The organism is Bradyrhizobium genosp. L, from assembly GCF_015624485.1.
GTDB lineage: Bacteria > Pseudomonadota > Alphaproteobacteria > Rhizobiales > Xanthobacteraceae > Bradyrhizobium.
The window spans coordinates 3388176-3409774 of the sequence record NZ_CP061378.1; the positions used below are offsets into that span (position 1 = coordinate 3388176).

Genomic DNA, 21599 nt, shown 5'->3' on the forward strand with positions numbered 1-21599 from the left:
TCGTAAGGGCCCAAATAGGTCATCGGCCCGCGGGTTTCTCGATCAGCTTTTTCAAGCCGTCACGCGCAGGTTTGCTATAGCCATCACCCGACGCCGGGGTCGCCTGATCATTGGTGTCGGCGGCCGCAGAATCGTCGTCCGGCTTATTCTTCTTGAACTTCTTTAAGATGGTGTTCTCGGGGTCGTCAGGCAAGAGCGACATCAGCCAATCCCCGGTTCCCTGCAGCACCACCCGCGACTTCGCGCCGGTGACCCAGTCGGGCCGCTGCTTGTCCGGAACCAGCCAGGTGAAGAACATGAAAGCCACGACCACGATCAGGAGGCCGCGGGCGAGGCCGAACAGGAAACCGAGGGTGCGGTCGAGCGCGCCGATCCGCGAATCGAGGATCATGTCGGAGATCCGCACCGTGATGATGGAGACCACGATCAGCGTGCCGACGAAGACGCCGGCGACCACGACGATGGAGGCGACCGTGTCGTTGTTGAAGTAGGTCTTGGCGGTCGGCAGCAGCTTCGAGAAGGCATAGAGCGTGACCAGCGCCGCAGCACCCCAGGCCGCGATCGACAGGATCTCGCGCATGAAGCCGCGCACCATGGCGAGCAGGCCCGAGATCAGCATCACCCCGAGCAGGACGAGATCGAGTATCGTTATCGGCATCGGCTGGTCGGGTCCGCTGGTACGTTTTGGTACGCTGTTTAGGCCACTCGCGAATCGGCGGGTTCGCGCCGTCCAAACTGGGGCGCATCGGGGGCGTCCGGCAAGGCCCGAGCGCCACCTGTCCCGCGCGGCGGATGTATAGCTGCGGGGCGCTGTGACGTCACGCCCGCTTTAGCCGTTGTCGCGACGGAATCGGGCCGGTGTGGCATTTTTCTCAAGGCTGTCATCGTCCCGCGGGGCTGCCTGGCTGCCTCTCGGCGTGCCCCGGTCGCCTCTCGGCGTGCCCCGGTCGCCTCTCGGCGTGCCCCGGTCGCCTCTTGGCGTACCCCGGTCGCCTCTCGGCGTGCCGCGCGCGGCAATTTCGGCGACCAGCGTGGTCAGATTGCCGATGCTGTTCAACGAAAGTCCGGTATCGCCGCCCGGCTCGCCACGGGCCGATTCGGGCAGGATGGCGCGGCCGAAGCCGAGCTTGAGGGCCTCCTTGAGCCGGGCCGGGGTCTGCGCTACCGGGCGGACCGCACCGGACAGCGAAATCTCACCGAAATACACCGCATCCGTCGGCAGCGGCGCGTTCACCAGCGAGGACACCAGTGCCGCGGCGGCGGCCATGTCCGCGGCCGGTTCCTGGATGCGCAGACCGCCGGCAACATTCAGATAGACGTCGTGGCCGGACAGCTTGACCCCGCAATGCGCCTCCAGCACCGCCAGCACCATCGACAGCCGGCTCGGGTCCCAGCCGACCACGGCGCGGCGGGGGGTGCCGAGCGAAGTCGGCGCCACCAGCGCCTGCAACTCGACCAGCACCGGGCGGGTGCCCTCGATGCCGGCGAACACCGCAGTCCCCGGGCTGCCCAGGTCGCGCTCGGACAGGAATAATTCGGAGGGGTTGCTGACCTCGCGCAGGCCCAAACCCGTCATCTCGAACACGCCGATCTCGTCGGTCGCGCCAAAGCGATTCTTGACCGCGCGCAGGATGCGGAACAGCTGCGAGCCTTCGCCCTCGAACGACAGCACCGCGTCGACCATATGCTCGACCACGCGGGGCCCGGCGATCTGGCCGTCCTTCGTGACATGCCCGACCAGGATGATCGCCGCGCCAGTCTTCTTGGCGAAACGTATCAGCGCCTGCGCCGAGGCGCGGACCTGGGTGACGGTGCCGGGCGCCGATTCAACGGTGTCGGTCCACATGGTCTGGATCGAATCGATCACGATCAGGCGGGGGACCGCGCCTTCCGACAGCGTCGCGACGATGTCCTCGACCGAGGTCTCGGACGCCAGTTGCACCGGCGCGTCGGCTAGCCCCAGCCGCTCGGCGCGCAGCCGCACCTGCGCCACCGCCTCTTCGCCCGAAATGTAGACCGCGCGATGCCCGGCGCGCGCCATCATGCTGGTGGCCTGGGTCAGCAGTGTCGACTTGCCGATGCCGGGATCGCCGCCCACCAGCAGCACCGAGCCGCGCACGAAACCGCCGCCGGTGACGCGGTCGAGTTCGGCCATCCCCGACGACAGGCGGGGCGCGTCCTGGGTCTTGCCGCTCAGGCTTTCGAGCGCAAACGTCCGCCCCTTGCGCTTGCTGCGGATCGAGACCGGCACCGAGCCAGAGGTGTCCTCCTCGGCGAGCGTGTTCCACTCACCGCAGGACTCGCACTTGCCCTGCCAGCGATTATACGCCGCGCCGCAGTTCTGGCAGATGAAGGAGAGGGTGGATTTGGCCATGAGAATCCCGCTTCCCGTGCTTAACCCCTGAGCGCGGGCTTGTCAGGAGAATTCCTCAGCCCTGTTGAACGTCCTCGATCGTCATCTTGCAGCGGGAATAGGGCTTGCCGTCGATTTTGAGCGTGTCGTTCGGCCTCGGCACCAGCTTGATGGTCGCTTTCCGTCCGTGCACGCCCTTGTCGTAATCTTCCAGGAACCTGAAACAGGTCGCCTTCACCGTCATGCCGTCGCCGACGGGCGATTTGCTGTCGATCCGGCAGTGATCCTCGTACCGATCGATGATCGGCGGCCCCTTGTCCTTGCCGCGGATCAGATTGTCGAGGTCGATCAGGATCGGACTGCTCGGGCCGTCGTCTTCATTGTCGCAGTCTTTTGCCGTCCTGGCCCAGATGCCGTCGTATGGCGGGGCTGCGTGCAGCGGCGAAGTGTATGTGGATAGAACCGAGAGCATGCAGGCAGCAGCGACGATCTTCACCCGCATCGATGACTCCGGAGCTGGAAACAATGCACGGAAGTGTCAGCCCAACCTGTGACCACGTCAATCGATCGACCAACCGTATCGCTGGTTGCTCCACCTCGTCGCCATCGAGCTCAGTACGGGGTAACCGTTCGTTGCTTCAGAATACGAACGGTTGTCGAGGGACCCGGCCACAGTTGCACGCGGTAGTGGTCATTGCCTTCGAGACCGTCCTCCGACAGCGTTTCGAGGGCCCCATATGAGACGCGTGTCCGGTAGGTCCCCGCAGCGACCTCGATGCGCATCGCATCAGGGAAATAGTCGGTGCAACCCGCGATGACGATGGATCCGGACGCGATGTCCAGGCTGGTCTGGACGACGTGATCCCATTCGGAGAAATCGTCGGCCGGTTCGTGTTCCAGTATTTGCACCGAAACCGGGACGTGCATGTTCCGTACGGTGCCGATTCCGATGATCCCCGGTGCCACCGCCAGCAGCCGATCGGTCGCTTCCTCCGTCCACGCTCGCGAAAGATCGACGTCGTCGGCCAGTTCATCCTGAATGTAGAACTGGAAGTAGTCCGCGAACAGCGAGAGCTCGATAGACTTCATGTACAAGATCTCTCTTCTGCCGTGGCTGAACTCGCGATTGATAGCATGACATGACGCGCTCAACCGTTGAAAAATTGTTCGGCGAATCGCTCCACCTCGCGCCACGACCGCGCCAGGTGCACGGCGCCGGCATCCCTGAGCTTCAGATCATGGCCGTCGCGGATGTGGCTGGCCGCGCAAAGCCCGATCGCGGTCATGCCGGCGGCGACGGCGCCCCTGATGCCGCCAGCGCTGTCCTCGATCACGAGGCATTCGGCCGGCCGCGCGCCGAGCCGCTCGGCGGCGAGCAGGAAGATGTCGGGATGCGGCTTGCCGCGCGCGACCATGTCGGCGCTGAACACGCGGTCGGCGAACTCCGCCTCCAGCCCGAGCACCGACAGGCACAGCTCGAGGCGCTCGATCGCGCTCGACGAGGCGATGCATCGCTGGATGTGCGCGAACTTCCGGATGAAGGCGGTGGCGCCGCTGACCTCCTTCAGGTCGGTCCTGAAACGCTCGAGCGTGGCGCGCTTGAGTTCGTCGGAGAAGTCGGCGGGCAGGGGCTTTCGGATCGCGGCCTCGATCTCGGCCATGACGTCGGTCCACCGCTTGCCGGAATAGCGGCTGAGCGCCTGGTCGAGCGTGGTGGGATGGCCGAGATCGCTGACGGTTTCCGACAGAACGGTGTTGGCAATCGCCTCGCTGTCGGCGATCACGCCGTCGAAATCGAAAATCAGTGCCTGCACTATCTGCCCCTGAGAATCTCGCGCGAACCATAGCGGGTCCAGCATCAAAATGGATTGAGCGACTCGATCGCGCGCGGACACTTTCTGTTGCGCTGTATGTCAACTACAATGGCCGCTCCCGCGCGAAGGGCGACGTCAATGGTCTCAAAATTCCGCGTTCGTCTTGCGATTGCCCTGGCGGCCGCGATGGCCGCATGGCCCGTTCTTGCGCAGGCCGCGCCGCCCGAGCCCGGCACGGTGACGCTCAGCGAGAAGACGATCACCTGGAGCACGGTCAAATACGCGACCACGGACGATAACGGATTTGTCGAGGGCTCGCTCGACAAGAGCGTGATCGTCGATCGCACCTTCCGCGCCCGCGTGCTGGAGAACCGCTATCTCAAGGTCACCCTGGTGCCGGAGTTCGGCGGCCGCATCCTGTCCATCATCTACAAGCCGACCGGCCACGAGGAGCTCTACCGTACCGAGGTCGGCGTGCCCTACGGCATGAAGGCCGGCAATTTCTACTACGATTGGCTGATGGTATATGGCGGCATTTTTCCGACCTTTCCGGATTCCGAGCATGGTCGCACCTGGCTCAAGCCCTGGGATTTTCGCGTCGTGACGCAGACGGCATCGGAAGTGACGGTGGCGATGTCGATCACCAATGATTCCGCGTATGCCGCAGCCCCGAAGAAGTTCACGGGCGAGGCCGGGATCGCAGCAACCTATTATGTCACGCTGAAAGCCGATCGCGCCGCGGTCGATGCGCGCCTGGTGCTGAAGAACACGCAATCGAGATCGATCGAATACGAGTACTGGACGTGCACCGCGCTGGCGCCGGGGTCCGACCCGGAACATCCGAGAACCACGGCCGGTGCCGAAATCATCGCGCCGATCACGACCTACCTCACGCCGGATTGGTCGGCGAGCCTTGCCGAGGTCGACGCGCGCGCCGACGCGAACACCTATCGGTTTGAGAATCTGCGCTTCTTCAAGAACTGGCGGTCGTTGGGCATCGCCTATGCTGCGCCCGACATGCAGGGCGGCAATTTCTGGGGCGTGATCAATCACGACAACGAAGAGGGGATCATCCGCATCGCCGACAACAAGGTGACGCGGGGCCTCAAGATGTGGACCTGGGGGTTTCCGTCGTTCACCGGTCAGGCCGACCCTCGCAAGGCGCCGAACGAGGCGCAGCCCTACATCGAGTTGTGGGCAGGCGTGTCGGATCGGTTCTTTCACAGCGCTCATTTTCCGGCGGCCGGCGAGATCTCGGTCGGCGAGACCTACAGCCCGACGGTCGGCATGAACAACGTGACGCAGGCGAATGAGAACGTTCTGGTCAATCTAGCTGCCGATCGATCCGCGGTGAATGTGCAGTTCTTCAGCGTGGCGCCGGCCGTGCCGCTTCGCCTGACGTTGAAACGCGGCGACGCGGTGTTGTTCGACGACACGGCGCTAGCGGACCCGAAGAATGGCAATCGCGTGATCGCGCCGCTCCCGGCTGACGGCAGCGGGCCGGTGCGACTCACGATCGCGACCGCCGACGGCAAGGAGTTGATCGCAGCCGAGACGATGGTGAAATAGAGCCCGGCTACGACGTCGCGGCCGACCACAGCAGCGACACGCCGGCGGCCAGCATGATGCCGTCCATGATCAGGCGGAACGCGTCGGGTTTCAGGTGCAGCACGAAGCGCTTGGCGATGAAGGCGCCCCCCATCAGCGAAGAGCCCGCGATCAGGCCCTTCAGCAGGACATCGGAGGTCAGCGCGCCGAAGCGCTCGAACGTCACGGACTTGCTGACATAGAGCCCGAGCGAGCTTGCCGCTTCGGTGGCGAGGAAGGCGCCCTTGGTGAGGCCGTAGAACAGGAACAGCGGCACGCTGAGCGGGCCGGTCGAGGCCACGATGCCGGTGAGGTAGCCGATCACGGCGCCGCCGATCGCCAGATGCAGCAGATTGGCCTTCAGGGCGTGCCGCGCCAGCCAGTGCCGCACCGGCACCATCGCGATCAGGAACGCACCGATCGCGATGTCGACCGTATGCGAGGGCAAAGCCAGCAGTGTCCGCGCGCCGAGCGCAGCGGCAGGGATGCCGGTGACGGAATAGGCGGCGCAGGCGCGCCAGTCGACATCGCGCCACCAGGCCAGGATGCGCGAGAAATTTGCCATCACGGCTGCCACCGCCATGATCGGCACCGCCTGCTTCGGCCCGAACTGATACACCAGCACCGGCATCAGCATGATCGACGAGCCGGTGCCGACGATCCCGGAAATGGTGCCGGCGATCAGGCCGACGATGAGGACGAAGACATAGCCCACCACGGCAAAACTCCGGCGGCGCGCGATGCGCCTTGCGAGGGACAGCCCCAGTGTGGCCTCACGGCGCGAGTCGGCGCAAGGCGCTTGGCGGATCCATGACTCACCGGCCGTGCAACACGCTCAGGGGTCGTCCTGGCGAAAGCCAGGACCCATTACCCCGACCATCAGTTGCTGCGACGCTGGGGCCGCGATCGCTTTCACGACCCGCTGCGGTGGTCATGGGTCCTGGCTTTCGCCAGGACGAAAGCTGGGGATGTGGCGCGGAGCAGGAGCGCAATGCCCCTCACTTCAGCAGCACCCACGCCGGCGCGTGGTCGCTCGCACCGTCCTCGCCGCGGACATCGCGATCGACGCCGGCCTTCTTCAGCCGCGCGGCCACCGCGGGGCTGAGCAGCAGGTGATCGAGCCTGAGCCCGGCATCGCGCGACCAGCGATTGCGCTTGTAGTCCCAGAAGGTGAACATCGGCTCATCCGGATGCAGGGTGCGGATCGCGTCGCACCAGCCCTGATCGACCAGCGCCTTGAATGCGGCGCGGCTCTTCGGCTGGATCAGCGCGTCCTTGTCCCAGGAGCGGGTCGGATAGATGTCGAGAGGCGTCGGCGCGACATTGTAGTCGCCGGCGAGCACGACCGGGACGTCCTGCTTCAGAAGGGCCGCCGCATGCGCGCGCAGCCGCTTGAACCAGGCGAGCTTGTGCTCGAATTTCGGCCCAGGCTGCGGATTGCCGTTCGGCAGATAGAGGCTGGTGATGACGATGCCGCGCACGGCCGCCTCGATGTAGCGCGCCTCGTGGTCGTCGCGCGCGCCGGGCAGGGTGTTGCGGATCAACACCGGCTCGGCCTTGCGTGCGAGGATCGCGACCCCGTTCCAGGTCTTCTGTCCGCGCCACACCGCGCCATAACCGGCCTTCTCGATCGCAGCAAACGGAAACTCGGCGTCGCTGGCCTTCAGCTCCTGCAGGCAGACGACGTCGGGCTTCGCCGCCTTCATCCAGCGCAACAGGTTCGGCAGCCGGCGATTGATGCTGTTGATGTTGAAGGTCGCGATCTTCATGGAGAGCAGCGATCGCGCATGCGCATGCGGTTAGCCCGCCGGCAGCGGCGGCGGTGCAGTGGGTGCAGCCGGCAGCGCCGGAGCTTCCGGCAATGCCGGAGGTGCCGCGGCAGCATCTGCCGGCTTGGCAACCGGCTCGTTCTTGGCGACGACGGCCTCGTCCTGCGGCGCGACCGCATCGCCGCCCTTGTAGATCCGCACGAAACGGCGGCCGAGGCTGGTCAGCACCTCGTAACCGATGGTGCCGAAATGGTGCCCGACCTCATCGACGGTGATGCCTTCGCCGATCAGCGTCACCATGTGGCCGCGGCGCACGACATTCTTGTCGAAATCGGTGATGTCGACCGCGATCAGATCCATCGAGACGCGACCGGCGACCGGGCAGCGCTTGCCGGCGACCACGACCTCGGCGCCGCGGGTGCCGTCATTGGCGCTGGCGGCGCGGAAATAGCCGTCGGCATAGCCGGCCGCGACGATCGCAAGCCGGGTCGGCCGCCGCGCGGTCCAGGTGCCGCCATAGCCGACGGTCTCGCCGCGGTCGATATTGCGGATCTGCACGATGCGCGCCTTGAGGTCGACCACGGGCTGCATCGGGTTATCGGCCTCCGGCGTTGGGTTGACGCCGTAGAGCGCGGCTCCGGGCCGCACCATGTCGAACTGGAAGTTGGAGCCGAGGAACACGCCGGAGGAATTCGCCAGGGACGCCGGCACGCCGGTGAACAGGCTCGCGATCTCGCGGAAGGCCGTAAGCTGCTTGGCATTGGCGGGATTGTTGAGCAGCTCGGCGGAGGCGAGGTGGCTCATCACCAGCGTGATGCCGTGGTCGCCGGCATTGATGCGCGGGATGATGCCCTGCGCCTCGGTGACGGTGAGCCCGAGCCGGTTCATGCCGGTGTCGATATGGATGGCAGCGCCGCCGGCCCAGCCGGAGCGGCGGCAGAACACGTCCCACTCGGCGAGTTCGTTGAGATCGCCGATCACGGGCTTGCAGTCGATCTTGGCGTAGGCATCGCCGGTCTGCTGGAAGAAGCCGCCGAGCGAATACACCGTCGCTTGCGGCGCCGCCGCCCGCACCACGGCCGCCTCATCGACATTGGCGACGAAGAAGGTCTTGCAGCCGGCCCTGGCGAGCGCGCGCGCCACCGGCTCGGCGCCGCAGCCATAGGCATTGGCCTTGACCACGGCGGCGCATTCGGCCGGCACCGCGGTCTTCTCGAGCTTGCGCCAGTTGGTGATGATCGCGTCGAGGTCGACGGTGAGGATCCCGGTGGCGGCCGGATGGGCCGCCAGCAGATTGGCTTCGGGCGTCAGCTGCGATTTCACGTCGGTGTTGATGCTCATGCGTCAGTTGTACGCGCCGCGCTTGCAGCGTTCAACCGCGCCGAAAACGCCTTAGTACCCGCGATCGGGAACCTGGCCGTCCGGCGCGAGATCGCCGAACCGGGTGACGCTGGCCTCGAAGTGCAGGTCGACGGTGCCGGTCGGGCCGTGGCGCTGCTTGCCGATGATGACTTCGGCTTTGCCATGGGCGAGGTCCATGTCCATCTGCCACTTCTCGTATTCCGGCGTACCCGCGCGCGGCTCCTTGTTGGCGAGGTAATATTCCTCGCGGTACACGAACAGCACCACGTCGGCGTCCTGCTCGATCGAGCCGGATTCACGCAGGTCGGAGAGCTGCGGTCGCTTGTCGTCGCGGTTCTCGACCTGACGCGAGAGCTGCGACAGAGCGATGATCGGGACGTTCAATTCCTTCGCCAGCGCCTTCAGGTTGGTGGTGATCTCGGTGATTTCCTGGACGCGGTTGTCGTTGCCCTTCTTGCCCGAGCCCTGCAAGAGCTGGATGTAGTCGATCACGATCAGGTCGAGGCCCTTCTGCCGCTTCAGGCGGCGGGCGCGGGCGGTGAGCTGCGAGATCGACAGGCCGCCGGTCTCGTCGACATAGAACGGCAGCGATTGCAACTCGATCGAGCAGTCGCGGATCTTCTCGAAATCGAGCTCGGAAATTCCGCCGCGGCGGATCGAGCTCGAGGGGATGCCGGTGCGTTCGGCGAGAATACGGGTGGCGAGCTGCTCGCCGCTCATTTCGCAGGAGAAGAAGCCGACCGCGCCGCCATTGACCGCCTTGGTGGTGCCGTCAGCCTGCACTTCGGGCACATAGGCCTTCGCGATGTTGTAGGCGATGTTGGTGGCAAGCGAGGTCTTGCCCATGCCGGGACGGCCGGCGAGGATGATGAGGTCGGACGACTGCAAGCCGCCCATCTTGGTGTCGAGGTCGCGCAGGCCGGTCGAGATACCCGACAGCTTGCCGTCGCGCTGGAATGCCTTGGCGGCCATGTCGACCGCAACCGTCAACGCCTGGGCGAAGCGCTGGAAGCCGCCGTCATAGCGGCCGGTCTCGGCCAGCGAGTAGAGCTGCCGCTCCGCGTCCTCGATCTGGGCGCGCGGCGCGAAGTCGACCGGCGCGTCATAGGCGACGTTGACGATGTCCTCGCCGATCTGGATCAGGTTGCGGCGCAGGCTGAGGTCGTAGACGGTCCGGCCGTAGTCCTGGGCGTTGATGATGGTGGTCGCTTCGGCGGCGAGCCGCGCGAGGTATTGGCTGACCGTCATGCCGCCGATATCGACGTCGGCCGGCAGGAAGGTCTTCAGCGTCACGGGGGTCGCGACCTTGCCCATCCGGATCAGGGAGCTTGCGGTCTCATAGATCGTCTGATGCAGCGGCTCGAAAAAATGCTTCGGCTCCAGGAAGTCGGAGACCCGGTAGAACGCATCATTGTTGACCAGGATCGCGCCCAGCAGACCTTGTTCCGCTTCGATGTTGTGCGGCGCACTTCGATAGCCCGGTGCCGTGGCATCGGTGGCGAGCTTGTGGACGTTCGAATCAATCAAGGCCATGGACAAGTTTATTCTTCTGATTTCGGCGTTGCTGCGACTTTCGGGAGCGGGGCGGCGATCAAGCGCCAGCCGGGCTCGAAGCGAAAGGACGGATGTTGCTTATGCACGATTCACACAACGTGGTGTGTGAATCCGGAACAGCGGGATGCATTCCGCTTGACGGGGTTTTGTCCTGTTAAGGGCGGGATCGAGCCGGTCGGCGATGTCGCAGGCAAAATTCCGACGCAGCCTGAACCTTTTTGCGGGCCGACGGACCCACCGAAAGGTGAGGCGGTTAAAGGCGTCGGTTCCTCAGATCAGAATAAGGAAGGCCAGCGCGATCAAGGCGGCCACCACACCGGTTGCGATCAGGGCGTAGTCGGTCGCGATATCGCGCTGCGGGTCCAACATCGTCTGGTGCGTTTCTCGGGCCATGGCGGACACCTACGACAGTCCGAGCAGGGTCTCTGTGAACTAGATCACACGCGCCGCATTTTCTTTGCGGCAGGTTGGCGGGAACGACCCGGCGGATTCCGGGTTGTCTACGCTCAAAGAAGATACGGTGACCATGGCGCAGCAGTTTCAAACACCGCGGATCCAGATGGGCCGGGCAGGGCAGCTCGACCGGCGCTGGCTCGCGGGTCTGATCGACGCCATGGAACAGACCGCCCGTCCCGAGACGCGCAGTGCTCCGTGCGACGCCAAGCTGATCTTGGCCGCCAAGGCCCATCTGGCGCGTCCGGCCGCGAGCTTTGCCCATTGCGGGTCAGCCTACAGCCTGCGGAACTAACCGCTCCAGCCCTTTCCGAAACGACGAGCCGACCTATTCGCCGGCGAGCTGCAGCCGGGGTTTAGCGGCGGCTGCCTCCTGGAGGCGCAGCCGGGCCTCGTCGCGGCCGATATAGTCGCGGGTGATCGGCACGACGCCCTGGCGCTTGGTGAGCTGCAGCTGGAAGTTCATCATGTTCTGCATGCGGAACGACATTTCCGAAGCTGCCAGATAGAACTCCCACATCCGGGCAAAGCACTCGTCATAGAGCCGGACGGCCTCTTCGCGACGCGCCATGAAGCGGTCGCGCCATGCCTTGAGCGTCTCGGCATAGTGCAACCGCAGGATCTCCATGTCGCAGATCAGGAGGCCTGCCTTCTCGATGGCGGGCATCACCTCGGACAGCGCCGGAATGTAGCCGCCCGGGAAGATGTATTTGCGGATCCAGGGGCTCGTGACGTCGGGGCCGGTCGAACGGCCGATCGAGTGCAGCATCATGATGCCGTCGTCGCTCAAGAGCTCGGCGCAGCGCTTGAAGAAAGTCTCGTAGAAGTCGACCCCGACATGCTCGAACATGCCGACCGAGACGATGCGGTCGAACGGGCCGGGAATGTCGCGGTAATCCTGCATCAGGAACCGGGCCGACTGCGACAGGTTGCGCTCGGCGGCGCGGGCATTGGAAATCTGCAATTGCTCGGTCGAGAGCGTGACACCGGTGACGTCGGCGCCGGTCATCTCGGCCAGATAGAGCCCGAGCCCGCCCCAGCCGGAGCCGATGTCGAGTACGCGCTGTCCGGGCTCGATCAGGAGCTTGGCCGCGAGGTGGCGCTTCTTGGCGAGCTGGGCGTCGTCCAGCGTCGCATCCGGAGTCTCGAAATAGGCGCAGCTGTATTGCTTGTCGGCGTCGAGAAACAGCGAGTAGAGGCGGCCGTCGAGATCGTAGTGGCGGGCAACATTGTTCCTGGAGCGGCCGCGCACATTGAGCTGCTGGGCGTGGCGCCCGAGAAACCGCAGCCACGCCTGCAGTCTGGCAAAGTTCGGCAGCATGGCCGCCTGGCCCATCAGGACCGCCAGCACATCGGCGATGCTGCCTTGTTCCACCACGAACGTGCCATCCATATAGGCTTCGCCGAGATACAGCTCTGGATCGAGCAGAATTCGGGCTTCGGCACCACTGGTCGTAAATCGTGCGGCAGCTGGTACGCCGGTGCCATCACCGCACGTGAATCGGGCGCCGTTCGCGGTCGTGAACGTGATCGAGCCGCGACGAATGAAACGCCTGAGGAAAAATCGCAACAATCGGTCCATCGAAGCACCAACGGAACGGCAACTGCACACGCCCGGCACAACCGGAGCCGAGCGCTCCAATGTGTTCCCAAGCAATATCTAGGCATCGAAGCGGACTGGACTATTGCGTTTGGGACAAAGCCGATATTCCGAAATGTGACAATTCCGTGCATGCGTCACGGACGCGCTTCCATTCGCCCGATAATCGGATAAAAGGTGACCCGCCGCCGGCCGGTCCACGTGACGCTGGCGGCGATTCCGGAATCTGGAGATTGACGGGAATGTTGAGCCGAGCCCTTCCTCTGGCGACGGTGACGCTTCTGATCGGCTGCCTGTCGGCCGGTCTGGCGCACGCGCAAAACCTCGAGGCCGGCAAAAGCCCCTCCCAGATCTTCGCCGCCACTTGCACGGCCTGTCACAAGAGCCCGCGCGGGCTACTGAAGAGCGTGCCGGCCGGCTCGCTGCCTGGTTTCCTGCGCCAGCATTACACGACATCGCCGGACATGGCCGGCGCGCTGTCGTCCTACCTGATCTCGAACGGCGCCAGCGACCAACGCTATCAGGCCAAGGATCAGCCGAAAGGCGCCAAGGGGGCCAAAGAGGGCGCGAAGGACGGCAGGCAGGAAGCCAACCAGTCGCCGGAGCAGCCCGCCGAGCGTGCCGGCCGCCGGCATCGTCAAGGTGCCGCGCCGCAGGAGGCTGCAAAGCCTGACGCCGATGGCTTGAATCCGCAGGGCGAAGAGCATCCCGGCCGCCGGGGCAAGCGTCTGGTACGTCCGACAGAGACGCCGGAGAGTGTCAAGCCGGCCGATGGCCAGGCGCCCGAAGCTGCGGGTGAGGGAAGGCCGTCGCGCAAGAAGCTCGGCCGCCGCGGCAAGCCCGTCGAGGAGCAGAAGCCCGACGAGGAATCCAAGGGCGAGTCGGCCAAGACCGATGCAGCGGCCAAGGGTAAAGGAGAGGAGAAAGGCGAGGCCGAGAAGCCGGCCAAGCCTGCGTCCGACCAGCCCGACACCGCCAAGGTCGATGCGCCCAAAGATAACGCCAAGGACGGCGTCCCGCTGCGGTCGGATCCGGTTCCGCCGGTGACCCCGGCGCCTCCGGCTGCGGCGACGGCTCCGTCTGCTCCCGCTGCTTCGCCGCCGCCTGCGGCCCACGCCGCTGAGCCGGCGGCAGCCGCACCCACACCGGCGCCAGCGTCGCAACCGGTCACGGCCGCTGCGCCGCCGCCTCCGCCTCCGCCGCCACCTCCCGCGTCGTCGGGATCGGCTGGCCCGCCCGAACCGCCGCTCTCAAGGTAATCGCCGATGCAAAGTCATCCGAACTCATGTCAACGTTTGACCACCACTAGAGTAATACTCTAGAGTAATGATCCAGTGAGGAGGAAACGGTGAGCACGGCGCGCGAGGATCTGCTGACAGCTGGGTTGGCGGTGTTCGACCAGGATGGCTTCGAGGGCGCCACGGTGGCCGCGATCAGGACGCGGGCGCGCGCCTCCAACGGCAGCTTCTTCCACTTCTTCGCCTCGAAGAAAGAGCTCGCCGGCACCCTGTTCCTGGACATCCTGCAGAACTACCACGCCGCGATCGTCACGTCGGTCGACACGACATGCGGCGCGAGCGAGGGCGTGGCGCGGCTGATCCGCGCCCATCTCGACTGGGTCGTGACCTCCAGGCGCGAGGCGCGCTTCCTGTTCGAGATTTCGCGCAGCGAATGGGGCGAGGAGGTGCGCGGCGAACAGCGCGCCGAGAATTCACGGCTCGCGGCGGGCATCGAGCGCTGGCGCGCGCCGCTGGTCGCGCGCGGCGAATTGCTGCCGATGAGCGCGGTGTTGTTCTTCAGCCAGATCATCGGGCCGGCGCAGATCTTCTGCCGCGCCTATCTGTCGGGCCGCGACCGCAGCGACCCGCGCGAGCATGTCGAGACGCTGATCGCCTGCGCGACCCGCGCGGTGGTGGCATCAGGCGCGCAGGCAACAGGAGCAACGTGATGATCGAAACCGATCCGGGCTTTGCGCCGATCGAGACGCGGATCCGCGATAATGTCGGCCGCCAGGGTTTCATGAATCTCGTCGGCGCGCAGCTGTCGGAATTGTCGCGCGGCGCCTGCACCCTCGCGGTCGATCGGCGGCCCGAGCTGTTGCAGCAGCACGGCCTGTTTCATGGCGGGGTGACCGCATTCCTGGTCGACAACGCCACCACGATCGCGGCGGCGACCTCGCGCGGTCAGCCGGCACTGACGGCGGAGTACAAGCTGAACCTGCTGTCGCCCGCCTCTGGCGATCGCCTGATCTGCCGGGCGCGGGTGATCAAGCCGGGACGCCAGGTCGCGGTGGTTGCGGCCGACGTGTTCTGTCTGATCGACGGCAAGGAGAAGCACACGGCGACGGCGCTCGCCTCGATCGCGATGCTCGACGACGCGATGGCGGCACGAATCCAAAGCCCGGCCTGATCGGGCCGGGCTTCAGTCGGAGCAGCAATCGAGCGAGGCTTACTGCTCTTCTGCAGCCGGTGCCGGCTCGGCCTCGTCGCCGTGCTGGGCTTCCGGATCGAAGAACTCGCCGGCGGCGGCCAGCGCCTCGGCGGCGGCGTCCTGGTCCTCCTGGCGGGTCGAGATATCCTCGCCGCGCTTGATGCGCTCGGCTTCCTCGGCGGAGCGGGCGACCGTCACGGTGACGCTGGTCTCGACCTCCGGATGCACCGCGATCGTGACCTTCTGCTGGCCGATCGTCTTGATCGGCGAATCCAGCCAGACCTGCGGCCGCGAGACGATAATGCCGTCGGCGGCCAGTGCGTCGACGATGTCGCGCACCGAGACCGAGCCGAACAGCTGGCCGGATTCGGAGGCCTGGCGGATGATGATGATGTCGCGACCGTCGATCTTCTCGGCGACCTTGGCGGCTTCGCCCTTGGCCTTGATGTTGTTGGCCTCGAGCTCGGCCTTCATGCCGTCATACTTGGTGCGGTTCGCCTCGGTGGCGCGCAGCGCCTTGCCGCGCTTGAGCAGGAAATTGCGGGCGAACCCGTCACGAACGCGCACGACTTCGCCCATCTGGCCAAGCTTGGCGACACGCTCCAGCAGAATGACTTCCATTTTCGTTCTCCTTTAGATGCTAAGTACAGTTTCAAGCGGTTGAATCGAATTTCAGGACGCCGGCAGCGGTGGCGGCCGGTGGCGCCAATAGCGCTGCCGCAATCCGAACACGGCGTCGGCGATGCCGAGCGCCACCATCGCGACGATCGGCCAGCCGAAGAACACAACGATGGTGTAGCTGCCGACCAGCCAGAACCCGCGATTGGTGAGCGAGGATGTCAGCGTGTGCAGCACGGCAAAGCCGACGATCGCATAGGTGATGACGAGCGCGGCCGCGACGATTTGCGCCAGCAAGGCGACGAGGCCGCCGACAAAGCTGAGGCCAAGCGCCACCAGCAGGGCGACCAGCGTCATCGGCGGCAGCGTGGTCGAACGCAATTCCGGCCACGGCCGATTCAGCCGCCCCGAGGTTTGCGTGACCTTGCCGGCAAGCCAGAGATTCAGCGTCAGCGTGACCATCGCAAGCGTCGTGGCGGCGAGCGGCGCCATCACGACGATCAGGTCGACGAACCGCTCGATCTCCGTGCTGAGGTCCGCGTCGTTCGCGGTGCTGAAGACCTTGAGCAGGCCGCGCCGCAGCGTGGAGGTGATGGTTTCGGCGTCCGTGCCGAGCGTCAGCAGCGCGCCGGTCGTGGTGATGACGGCGAAGGCTGCGACCCAGAGCAGGATGCGGCCGACCGGATACCATTCGAGCTCGGGCGGCGCCGCGCCGGCTGCGTCAGGCGTCGCCTTGGCGGCGACCGGCCGTCCAAGCAGAGCGAGATGGCCGAGCCACCAGCCGGGCAGGGCGACCATCACGGCGAAGGCGATCGAATAGGGCAGTCCGAAAATCACGCCGAGCGTCGCGGCCGCGGCGACGCCGCCGATGGCGGCGGACAGCGGCCCCCAGCCGAGCGCCGTCACCATCAGCGGGAGCGGCGCCAGATAGAACAGCAGCAGCGAGATCATCGCGCCCGAAATGATCGAGGCGAACATCAGCGCCGACGCAGCACCAGCCGCAAGTGCAACAATGAGAATCGCGATCATCAGCTGTCCCGCTCCTTTCGAGCGGTTAGAGGTGCCCTTGCGAGAACCCCAACCATCGGCGACCGGACGACCCGGAAGCCTTATGAGAAGTTGCGGCCGGCGACGCGCGCCGCCGGCCGAAATCCGTTAGCGGATCACGTAGGGCAAGAGGCCGAGGAAACGCGAGCGCTTGATGGCGCGGGCGAGCTCACGCTGCTTCTTGGCGGACACCGCCGTGATGCGGCTCGGCACGATCTTGCCGCGCTCCGAGACGTAGCGCATCAACAGCTTGGAATCCTTGTAGTCGATCTTCGGCGCATTTGCGCCCGTGAACGGGCAGGACTTGCGGCGACGGAAAAACGGACGGCGGGCACCAGCGTCAGCCATGATTCATTACTCCTCGGTCGCTGCTTCTTCTTCGCGCGGACGGCGTGGGCCACGATCGCCGCGGAAACCGCCGCCATCGCGATCACGATCACCACGGAAGCCGCCACCTTCACGGTCGCCACGGAAACCACCGCCGCGGTCATCACGCTCGCGGTCGCGGTCGGCCTTGCGCATCATCGCCGACGGGCCTTCCTCGTGCTCTTCGACGCGCACGGTGAGGTAGCGGATGACGTCTTCGCTGATCCGCTCCTGGCGCTCGATCTCGGTGACGACAGCCGACGGTGCGTCGATGTTCATCAGCACGAAATGCGCCTTGCGGTTCTTGTTCATGCGGTAGGTGAGGGAGCGCACGCCCCAGCTCTCGGTCTTGGTGACCTTGCCGCCGCCCTGTTCGACGATGCCCGTCATCTGGGCCGTCAGTTCATCCACCTGTTGGGTGCTCGCGTCCTGACGCGCGAGAAAAACATGCTCGTAAAGAGGCATGGGTGTCCTTTCCTAAAGTTGGCGCGGTCCCCGGCGACAAGCCCTTCGAGACCTTCGGAAAGGACTCGAGCTGCTCAGAAGGCGGGAGCACGGGACGACGGGCCGACTGGCCCTGCCACATCAAAACCACTGACGAAAAATCAACGGTGAATTTGCTGAGACCGTCCGTTCAGCTCCCGGCCGGAGCTCACGAATGTCGCGCCTTATACGGATTTTGGCCGCGAAGGCAAGGGTTCTCGGCCACGCCATTTGCCCGGGCGGGCGGCCTTCGCGGCAGTCCTAGAGCCTTTCCCGTTCCGATGGAATCGGAACGGGGCTCTAAGCCTTTGTTTTGACGCGTTTTCTTCACGCGAACTGGTTTCCACTTCGCTCGAAAACGCTCCAGCGGAGATTTCCAGTTCCGTATTGCTTTCTTTGTTTGTATATCATACAAATATCGCAAGGGAGAGCGCCATGAGTTCGGAGACAGCTGCTGGCGTAGCCGGATCAGATCCGAAACATACGGCCCGCGCGACGCGGTCGGCGGGGCGCAAGATGCGCTCGCAGCTGCTCGACGCCGCCAGCCGCCTGTTCAAGGAGCGCGGGCTGTCCGGCACCTCGATCTCCGACATCGCCGCGGCCGCGGACGCCTTCCCGAGCCAGATCACCTATTACTTCCGCACCAAGGAAGCGCTGTTCGTCGAGGCCGCCTGCCGCAACATGCTGTATCTGGCGCGCGCCACCGAACAGGCGGCGCTGGCGGCCCACACCCCGCGTGCCTACACGCTTGCGCTGGTCGAGACCGTGACCGCCACCGACACGGTCGCCTTCTTCGCCGAGGCGTTGACGCTGACGCGGCGCCGGCAGGATCTTGCGCCGCTGGTCGAACGCACCATCGAGCGACTGCATGCCGAAGGGGCGCGCGCCTATGCGGGGCAGGTCGAGCGCCACGGCTGGCGCACGCTGCGCGCGCCGGAGGAGAGCTCGCGGCGTTTCTGGGCGGTCGCGATCGGCGTGATCGTCGAAGGCTTTGCCATGGGCCGCGCGGCCGAGGAGATGTGCACCGAGCTGCTGCGCGCGCTCGGCGAGCAGGCGACCGCAAAAGCGGCGCAGGCGACCGCAACATCGACCAGTGACGGGGCGCGGCTGCGTCTTGTCGATCGCGAAACTTCATCCACATCCGACGGGGAGACAGGCTCATGACCGCGCTTCGCATGCGTGCCCGCGATTTCCTGACTGAAGACGAACTGGTCGCGGTCCGCGAGCGCGCGACCTGGAAGGGCGCGGCTCTGATCGCCCACGCCTGGACGCTGATCCTCGGCGCGATCGCGCTGGTCGCATGGTGGCCCAATCCGCTGACCTATCTGCTGGCCGTGGCGATCATCGGCTCGCGCCAGCTCGGGCTCTCGATCCTGATGCATGACGGCGCGCATGGTTGCCTCTCGGCGGACGAGAAGACGAATCTGTTTCTGAGCCAGTGGTTCTGCGCCTATCCGACCTTCGCCGAGACCCGCGGCTATCGCCGCTATCACCTGCAGCATCATGCGCGGACGCAGCAGGAGGACGATCCCGACCTCGTGCTGTCGGCGCCGTTTCCGATCACGCGGCTGAGCTACCGCCGCAAATTCTTCCGCGATATCACCGGGCAGACCGGCTACCAGCAGCGCAAGGCGCAACTCTTCAACGCGCTGGAGCAGAAGGAATGGCCGCTGTCACGGCGCGCCGCGCATTTCTGGAATAAGCTCGGGCCGCAATGCGTGACCAATGCGGTGCTGTTCGCGGGCCTCGCCGCGGCCGGCGTGTGGTGGGCCTATCCGCTGCTATGGCTGGTGCCGCTGTTGACCTGGATGATGGTGATCACGCGGATCCGCAACATCGCCGAACATGCCGTCGTGCCCGACTCGTCCGATCCCCTGCGCAACACCCGCACCACGCGCGCCAACGTCCTCGAGCGTCTCTTCATCGCGCCCTATTACGTGAATTACCATCTCGAGCATCACCTGCTGTTCTACGTGCCCTGTTACAACCTGCCGCGCGTCCATCGCATCCTGAGCGAGAGCCGTTTCGCCGACCGGATGGAGGTGCAGCCGGGCTACGGCGCGGTGCTGCGGCTTGCGACCGCCAAGCCGGACCAGGAGGATCGCCCCGGGCAGCTCGTCAACAGCCCGCGGCGGGCGAGGGCCGGCGGGCGTGTCAACGCCGACCAGAACGCAGGCGGGTTCTAGCCCCGATTTCCGCCCGGGCCTGCCGGCCATCCCCAGGGTTCCGGCGTCGCGGCTTGACACGGCGCCCTTCGTCAGTGTCTTACGGCCCGGTCCGAGGCCTGCGGGGGCTATGGCCCCGGACCCGCCGAGGCGCGTTTCGCGCGGCGCGGGTATCGCTTTCTCCTGCGGCAGACGCCACCTATCTGCGCGGGAAGATCACGCTCAACGAGGTAGGGACGCCGATGACGGCAGCATTCACGTTTCCCGGGCAGGGCTCGCAGGCGGTCGGGATGGGCAAGGCGCTGGCCGAGGCCTTCCCGGCGGCCAAAGCGGTGTTCGACGAGGTCGACGCCGCGCTCGGCGAGAAGCTGACCGCGATCATCTGGGATGGTCCGGGGGAGACATTGCAGCTCACCGAAAATGCCCAGCCGGCGCTGATGGCGGTGTCGATCGCGACCATGCGGGTGCTGGAGAGCGAGGCCGGTTTCTCGGTCGGCCGCGACGCCGCCTTCGTCGCCGGTCACTCGCTCGGCGAGTATTCGGCGCTGGCCGCGGCCGGCAGCCTGACCGTCAGCGATGCCGCGCGGCTGCTCAGGATCCGCGGCCGGGCGATGCAGAAGGCGGTGCCGGTCGGCGTCGGTGCGATGGCCGCGCTGCTCGGGCTCGATTACGACGCGGCGGTGGCGGTCGCCAGCGAAGCGGCGCAGGGCGAGGTCTGCCAGGCCGCCAACGACAATGGCGGCGGGCAGGTGGTCGTATCCGGCGACAAGGCCGCCGTTGATCGCGCCGTGGAGATCGCCAAGACCAAAGGGGCAAAACGCGCGATGCTGCTGCCGGTGTCGGCGCCCTTCCACTGCAAGCTGATGCAGCCGGCGGCCGATGCGATGGCCGAGGCGCTGGCCGGTGTCGCCATCAAGGCGCCCGCGGCGCCGCTGGTCGCCAACGTGCTGGCCTCGGCGATATCAGATCCCGACGAGATCCGCCGCCGCCTGGTCGAGCAGGTCACCGGCACGGTGCGCTGGCGCGAGTCGGTTGCCTATATGGCAGGGCAGGGCGTGACGCGGTTCTTCGAGATCGGCGCCGGCAAGGTCCTGAGCGGCCTCGTCAAGCGCATTGCCGACGGCGCGGTCGGCGTGTCGGTCGGCGGTCCGAACGATATCGCTGCGGCCAGGGACGCATTGGCGGCTTCTGCATAAGCCGGCCGAGAGGAGATTTCGATGTTTGATCTGACAGGCAGGACGGCGCTCGTCACCGGCGCGACCGGGGGCATCGGCGGCGCGATCGCGCAGGCGCTGCACGCGCAGGGCGCGACCGTTGCGATTTCGGGCACGCGGCGCGAGGTGCTGGACGGCTTTGCCGCCAAGCTTGGCGAGCGCGTGCATGTGCTGCCGTGCAACCTGTCCAGCAAGGACGATGTCGAGGCGCTGGTGCCGGCGGCGGAAGCCGCGATGGGGCAGGTCGACATCCTCGTCGCCAATGCCGGCATCACCCGTGACAATCTGTTCGTGCAACTGCGCGACGAGGACTGGGACGACGTCATCGCGGTCAACCTGACCGCGACCTTCCGCCTGACCCGCGCCGCCACCAAGCTGATGATGCGCAAGCGCTTCGGCCGCATCATTGCGATCACCTCGATCGTCGGCGTCACCGGCAATCCCGGCCAGGGCAATTACACTGCATCGAAGGCCGGCATCATCGGCCTGATCAAGACGCTGGGCGCCGAATACGCCAAGCGCGGCGTCACCGCCAACTGCATCGCGCCGGGCTTCATCAAGACCCCGATGACGGATGCGCTCAACGACAAGCAGCGTGAAACCATCCTGTCCAAGGTTCCTGCGGCGCGGCTCGGAACGCCCGAGGATATCGCCGCCGCAGCGGTCTATCTGGCCTCCAATGAAGGCGGCTACGTCACCGGACAGACGATTCACGTCAACGGCGGAATGGCTATGATTTGAGCCAGCTGGCGCTCTCGCAATGCGGCGAAAAGCCGTTTTCGGG

The 21599-nt window shown here is 65.8% G+C and carries 24 protein-coding genes; 9 read left to right on the forward strand and 15 right to left on the reverse strand.

The window, feature by feature from the left end:
• Positions 1-19: 19 nt before the first annotated feature.
• The 5 genes from IC762_RS15815 to IC762_RS15835 form a co-directional block, all read right to left on the reverse strand.
• On the reverse strand, positions 20-658 hold the full coding sequence (locus IC762_RS15815) for a CvpA family protein (protein ID WP_195789692.1): 639 nt from the start codon (positions 656-658) through the stop codon (positions 20-22).
• Between the two features lie 171 nt (positions 659-829).
• Complete coding sequence (gene radA / locus IC762_RS15820) at positions 830-2374, reverse strand: DNA repair protein RadA (RefSeq protein ID WP_195789693.1); 1545 nt, start codon at positions 2372-2374, stop codon at positions 830-832.
• A gap of 55 nt (positions 2375-2429) precedes the next feature.
• Entirely contained in the window at positions 2430-2855 is a 426-nt protein-coding gene (locus IC762_RS15825) for a hypothetical protein (RefSeq protein ID WP_195789694.1), read from the reverse strand.
• A 110-nt stretch (positions 2856-2965) separates the two neighbouring features.
• Positions 2966-3442 (reverse strand): hypothetical protein, encoded by a 477-nt coding sequence (locus IC762_RS15830; RefSeq protein WP_195789695.1) that lies wholly within the window; start codon positions 3440-3442, stop codon positions 2966-2968.
• Positions 3443-3501: 59 nt separating this feature from the next.
• Positions 3502-4167 (reverse strand): HAD family hydrolase, encoded by a 666-nt coding sequence (locus IC762_RS15835; protein WP_195789696.1) that lies wholly within the window; start codon positions 4165-4167, stop codon positions 3502-3504.
• 186 nt (positions 4168-4353) lie between these two features.
• On the opposite strand from IC762_RS15835, the gene IC762_RS15840 reads away from it, so the two are divergent.
• The gene (locus IC762_RS15840; protein WP_195789697.1) at positions 4354-5736 is read left to right on the forward strand and encodes a DUF5107 domain-containing protein; all 1383 of its coding nucleotides are present in this window, start codon (positions 4354-4356) and stop codon (positions 5734-5736) included.
• Between the two features lie 7 nt (positions 5737-5743).
• On the opposite strand, the gene IC762_RS15845 is transcribed toward IC762_RS15840, so the two are convergent.
• The 5 genes from IC762_RS15845 to IC762_RS35585 all read right to left on the reverse strand — a co-directional run bounded on the left by IC762_RS15845 (position 5744) and on the right by IC762_RS35585 (position 10832).
• Positions 5744-6469: a sulfite exporter TauE/SafE family protein gene (locus IC762_RS15845; RefSeq protein ID WP_195790150.1), complete on the reverse strand. Its 726-nt coding sequence runs from the start codon at positions 6467-6469 to the stop codon at positions 5744-5746.
• Between the two features lie 283 nt (positions 6470-6752).
• Positions 6753-7523, reverse strand: a complete 771-nt coding sequence (locus IC762_RS15850) for an exodeoxyribonuclease III (protein WP_195789698.1) — start codon at positions 7521-7523, stop codon at positions 6753-6755.
• 30 nt (positions 7524-7553) lie between these two features.
• The gene (alr, locus tag IC762_RS15855; RefSeq protein WP_195789699.1) at positions 7554-8864 is read right to left on the reverse strand and encodes an alanine racemase; all 1311 of its coding nucleotides are present in this window, start codon (positions 8862-8864) and stop codon (positions 7554-7556) included.
• Between the two features lie 51 nt (positions 8865-8915).
• Positions 8916-10418 carry a replicative DNA helicase gene (locus tag IC762_RS15860; protein WP_195789700.1) on the reverse strand — a complete coding sequence of 501 codons (1503 nt, stop codon included), beginning with the start codon at positions 10416-10418 and terminating at the stop codon, positions 8916-8918.
• A gap of 291 nt (positions 10419-10709) precedes the next feature.
• Positions 10710-10832: a hypothetical protein gene (locus tag IC762_RS35585; RefSeq protein WP_283816360.1), complete on the reverse strand. Its 123-nt coding sequence runs from the start codon at positions 10830-10832 to the stop codon at positions 10710-10712.
• Between the two features lie 103 nt (positions 10833-10935).
• Between IC762_RS35585 and IC762_RS15865 the strand changes: the two genes are divergently transcribed.
• Positions 10936-11187 carry a hypothetical protein gene (locus tag IC762_RS15865; RefSeq protein ID WP_246801580.1) on the forward strand — a complete coding sequence of 84 codons (252 nt, stop codon included), beginning with the start codon at positions 10936-10938 and terminating at the stop codon, positions 11185-11187.
• A 33-nt stretch (positions 11188-11220) separates the two neighbouring features.
• Here the strand turns inward: IC762_RS15865 and IC762_RS15870 are convergent, their stop codons facing one another.
• Positions 11221-12474, reverse strand: coding sequence for an SAM-dependent methyltransferase (locus IC762_RS15870; RefSeq protein WP_195789701.1), 1254 nt, complete (start codon positions 12472-12474; stop codon positions 11221-11223).
• A 260-nt stretch (positions 12475-12734) separates the two neighbouring features.
• Here IC762_RS15870 and IC762_RS15875 point away from each other — a divergent pair, with 260 nt between their 5' ends.
• The 3 genes from IC762_RS15875 (at position 12735) to IC762_RS15885 (ending at position 14901) form a co-directional block, all read left to right on the forward strand.
• Positions 12735-13751, forward strand: coding sequence for a hypothetical protein (locus IC762_RS15875; RefSeq protein ID WP_195789702.1), 1017 nt, complete (start codon positions 12735-12737; stop codon positions 13749-13751).
• An 89-nt stretch (positions 13752-13840) separates the two neighbouring features.
• The gene (locus IC762_RS15880; RefSeq protein ID WP_195789703.1) at positions 13841-14440 is read left to right on the forward strand and encodes a TetR/AcrR family transcriptional regulator; all 600 of its coding nucleotides are present in this window, start codon (positions 13841-13843) and stop codon (positions 14438-14440) included.
• Positions 14440-14901, forward strand: a complete 462-nt coding sequence (locus tag IC762_RS15885) for a PaaI family thioesterase (protein ID WP_195789704.1) — start codon at positions 14440-14442, stop codon at positions 14899-14901. Before IC762_RS15880 ends, IC762_RS15885 begins: the two co-directional genes overlap by 1 nt.
• A gap of 39 nt (positions 14902-14940) precedes the next feature.
• Here IC762_RS15885 and rplI read toward each other — a convergent pair whose 3' ends face one another.
• The 4 genes from rplI to rpsF form a co-directional block, all read right to left on the reverse strand.
• Positions 14941-15543 (reverse strand): 50S ribosomal protein L9, encoded by a 603-nt coding sequence (rplI, locus tag IC762_RS15890; protein WP_195789705.1) that lies wholly within the window; start codon positions 15541-15543, stop codon positions 14941-14943.
• A 51-nt stretch (positions 15544-15594) separates the two neighbouring features.
• Positions 15595-16569, reverse strand: coding sequence for a DUF2232 domain-containing protein (locus IC762_RS15895; RefSeq protein WP_195789706.1), 975 nt, complete (start codon positions 16567-16569; stop codon positions 15595-15597).
• Positions 16570-16695: 126 nt separating this feature from the next.
• Positions 16696-16935: a 30S ribosomal protein S18 gene (gene rpsR / locus IC762_RS15900; RefSeq protein ID WP_195789707.1), complete on the reverse strand. Its 240-nt coding sequence runs from the start codon at positions 16933-16935 to the stop codon at positions 16696-16698.
• A gap of 6 nt (positions 16936-16941) precedes the next feature.
• Positions 16942-17418 carry a 30S ribosomal protein S6 gene (gene rpsF / locus IC762_RS15905; RefSeq protein WP_195789708.1) on the reverse strand — a complete coding sequence of 159 codons (477 nt, stop codon included), beginning with the start codon at positions 17416-17418 and terminating at the stop codon, positions 16942-16944.
• Positions 17419-17871: 453 nt separating this feature from the next.
• Here rpsF and IC762_RS15910 point away from each other — a divergent pair, with 453 nt between their 5' ends.
• The 4 genes from IC762_RS15910 (at position 17872) to fabG (ending at position 21556) form a co-directional block, all read left to right on the forward strand.
• Entirely contained in the window at positions 17872-18600 is a 729-nt protein-coding gene (locus IC762_RS15910; RefSeq protein ID WP_195789709.1) for a TetR/AcrR family transcriptional regulator C-terminal domain-containing protein, read from the forward strand.
• Positions 18597-19622 carry a fatty acid desaturase family protein gene (locus IC762_RS15915; protein ID WP_195789710.1) on the forward strand — a complete coding sequence of 342 codons (1026 nt, stop codon included), beginning with the start codon at positions 18597-18599 and terminating at the stop codon, positions 19620-19622. The genes IC762_RS15910 and IC762_RS15915 overlap by 4 nt, the downstream gene beginning before the upstream one ends.
• A 221-nt stretch (positions 19623-19843) precedes the next feature.
• Positions 19844-20797, forward strand: coding sequence for an ACP S-malonyltransferase (fabD, locus tag IC762_RS15920; RefSeq protein WP_195789711.1), 954 nt, complete (start codon positions 19844-19846; stop codon positions 20795-20797).
• 21 nt (positions 20798-20818) lie between these two features.
• Positions 20819-21556, forward strand: a complete 738-nt coding sequence (gene fabG, locus IC762_RS15925) for a 3-oxoacyl-[acyl-carrier-protein] reductase (RefSeq protein WP_195789712.1) — start codon at positions 20819-20821, stop codon at positions 21554-21556.
• Positions 21557-21599: the final 43 nt, after the last annotated feature.

What these genes read in the sequence shown, in the direction of transcription:
- IC762_RS15815 (WP_195789692.1), bottom strand. Translation starts at nt 658, where the DNA reads ATGCCGATAACGATACTCGATCTCGTCCTGCTCGGGGTGATGCTGATC.
- radA (WP_195789693.1), bottom strand. Translation starts at nt 2,374, where the DNA reads ATGGCCAAATCCACCCTCTCCTTCATCTGCCAGAACTGCGGCGCGGCG.
- IC762_RS15825 (WP_195789694.1), bottom strand. Translation starts at nt 2,855, where the DNA reads ATGCGGGTGAAGATCGTCGCTGCTGCCTGCATGCTCTCGGTTCTATCC.
- IC762_RS15830 (WP_195789695.1), bottom strand. Translation starts at nt 3,442, where the DNA reads ATGAAGTCTATCGAGCTCTCGCTGTTCGCGGACTACTTCCAGTTCTAC.
- IC762_RS15840 (WP_195789697.1), top strand. Translation starts at nt 4,354, where the DNA reads ATGGCCGCATGGCCCGTTCTTGCGCAGGCCGCGCCGCCCGAGCCCGGC.
- IC762_RS15850 (WP_195789698.1), bottom strand. Translation starts at nt 7,523, where the DNA reads ATGAAGATCGCGACCTTCAACATCAACAGCATCAATCGCCGGCTGCCG.
- alr (WP_195789699.1), bottom strand. Translation starts at nt 8,864, where the DNA reads ATGAGCATCAACACCGACGTGAAATCGCAGCTGACGCCCGAAGCCAAT.
- IC762_RS15860 (WP_195789700.1), bottom strand. Translation starts at nt 10,418, where the DNA reads ATGGCCTTGATTGATTCGAACGTCCACAAGCTCGCCACCGATGCCACG.
- IC762_RS35585 (WP_283816360.1), bottom strand. Translation starts at nt 10,832, where the DNA reads ATGGCCCGAGAAACGCACCAGACGATGTTGGACCCGCAGCGCGATATC.
- IC762_RS15870 (WP_195789701.1), bottom strand. Translation starts at nt 12,474, where the DNA reads ATGGACCGATTGTTGCGATTTTTCCTCAGGCGTTTCATTCGTCGCGGC.
- IC762_RS15875 (WP_195789702.1), top strand. Translation starts at nt 12,735, where the DNA reads ATGTTGAGCCGAGCCCTTCCTCTGGCGACGGTGACGCTTCTGATCGGC.
- IC762_RS15885 (WP_195789704.1), top strand. Translation starts at nt 14,440, where the DNA reads ATGATCGAAACCGATCCGGGCTTTGCGCCGATCGAGACGCGGATCCGC.
- rplI (WP_195789705.1), bottom strand. Translation starts at nt 15,543, where the DNA reads ATGGAAGTCATTCTGCTGGAGCGTGTCGCCAAGCTTGGCCAGATGGGC.
- IC762_RS15895 (WP_195789706.1), bottom strand. Translation starts at nt 16,569, where the DNA reads ATGATCGCGATTCTCATTGTTGCACTTGCGGCTGGTGCTGCGTCGGCG.
- rpsR (WP_195789707.1), bottom strand. Translation starts at nt 16,935, where the DNA reads ATGGCTGACGCTGGTGCCCGCCGTCCGTTTTTCCGTCGCCGCAAGTCC.
- rpsF (WP_195789708.1), bottom strand. Translation starts at nt 17,418, where the DNA reads ATGCCTCTTTACGAGCATGTTTTTCTCGCGCGTCAGGACGCGAGCACC.
- IC762_RS15910 (WP_195789709.1), top strand. Translation starts at nt 17,872, where the DNA reads ATGAGTTCGGAGACAGCTGCTGGCGTAGCCGGATCAGATCCGAAACAT.
- IC762_RS15915 (WP_195789710.1), top strand. Translation starts at nt 18,597, where the DNA reads ATGACCGCGCTTCGCATGCGTGCCCGCGATTTCCTGACTGAAGACGAA.
- fabD (WP_195789711.1), top strand. Translation starts at nt 19,844, where the DNA reads ATGACGGCAGCATTCACGTTTCCCGGGCAGGGCTCGCAGGCGGTCGGG.
- fabG (WP_195789712.1), top strand. Translation starts at nt 20,819, where the DNA reads ATGTTTGATCTGACAGGCAGGACGGCGCTCGTCACCGGCGCGACCGGG.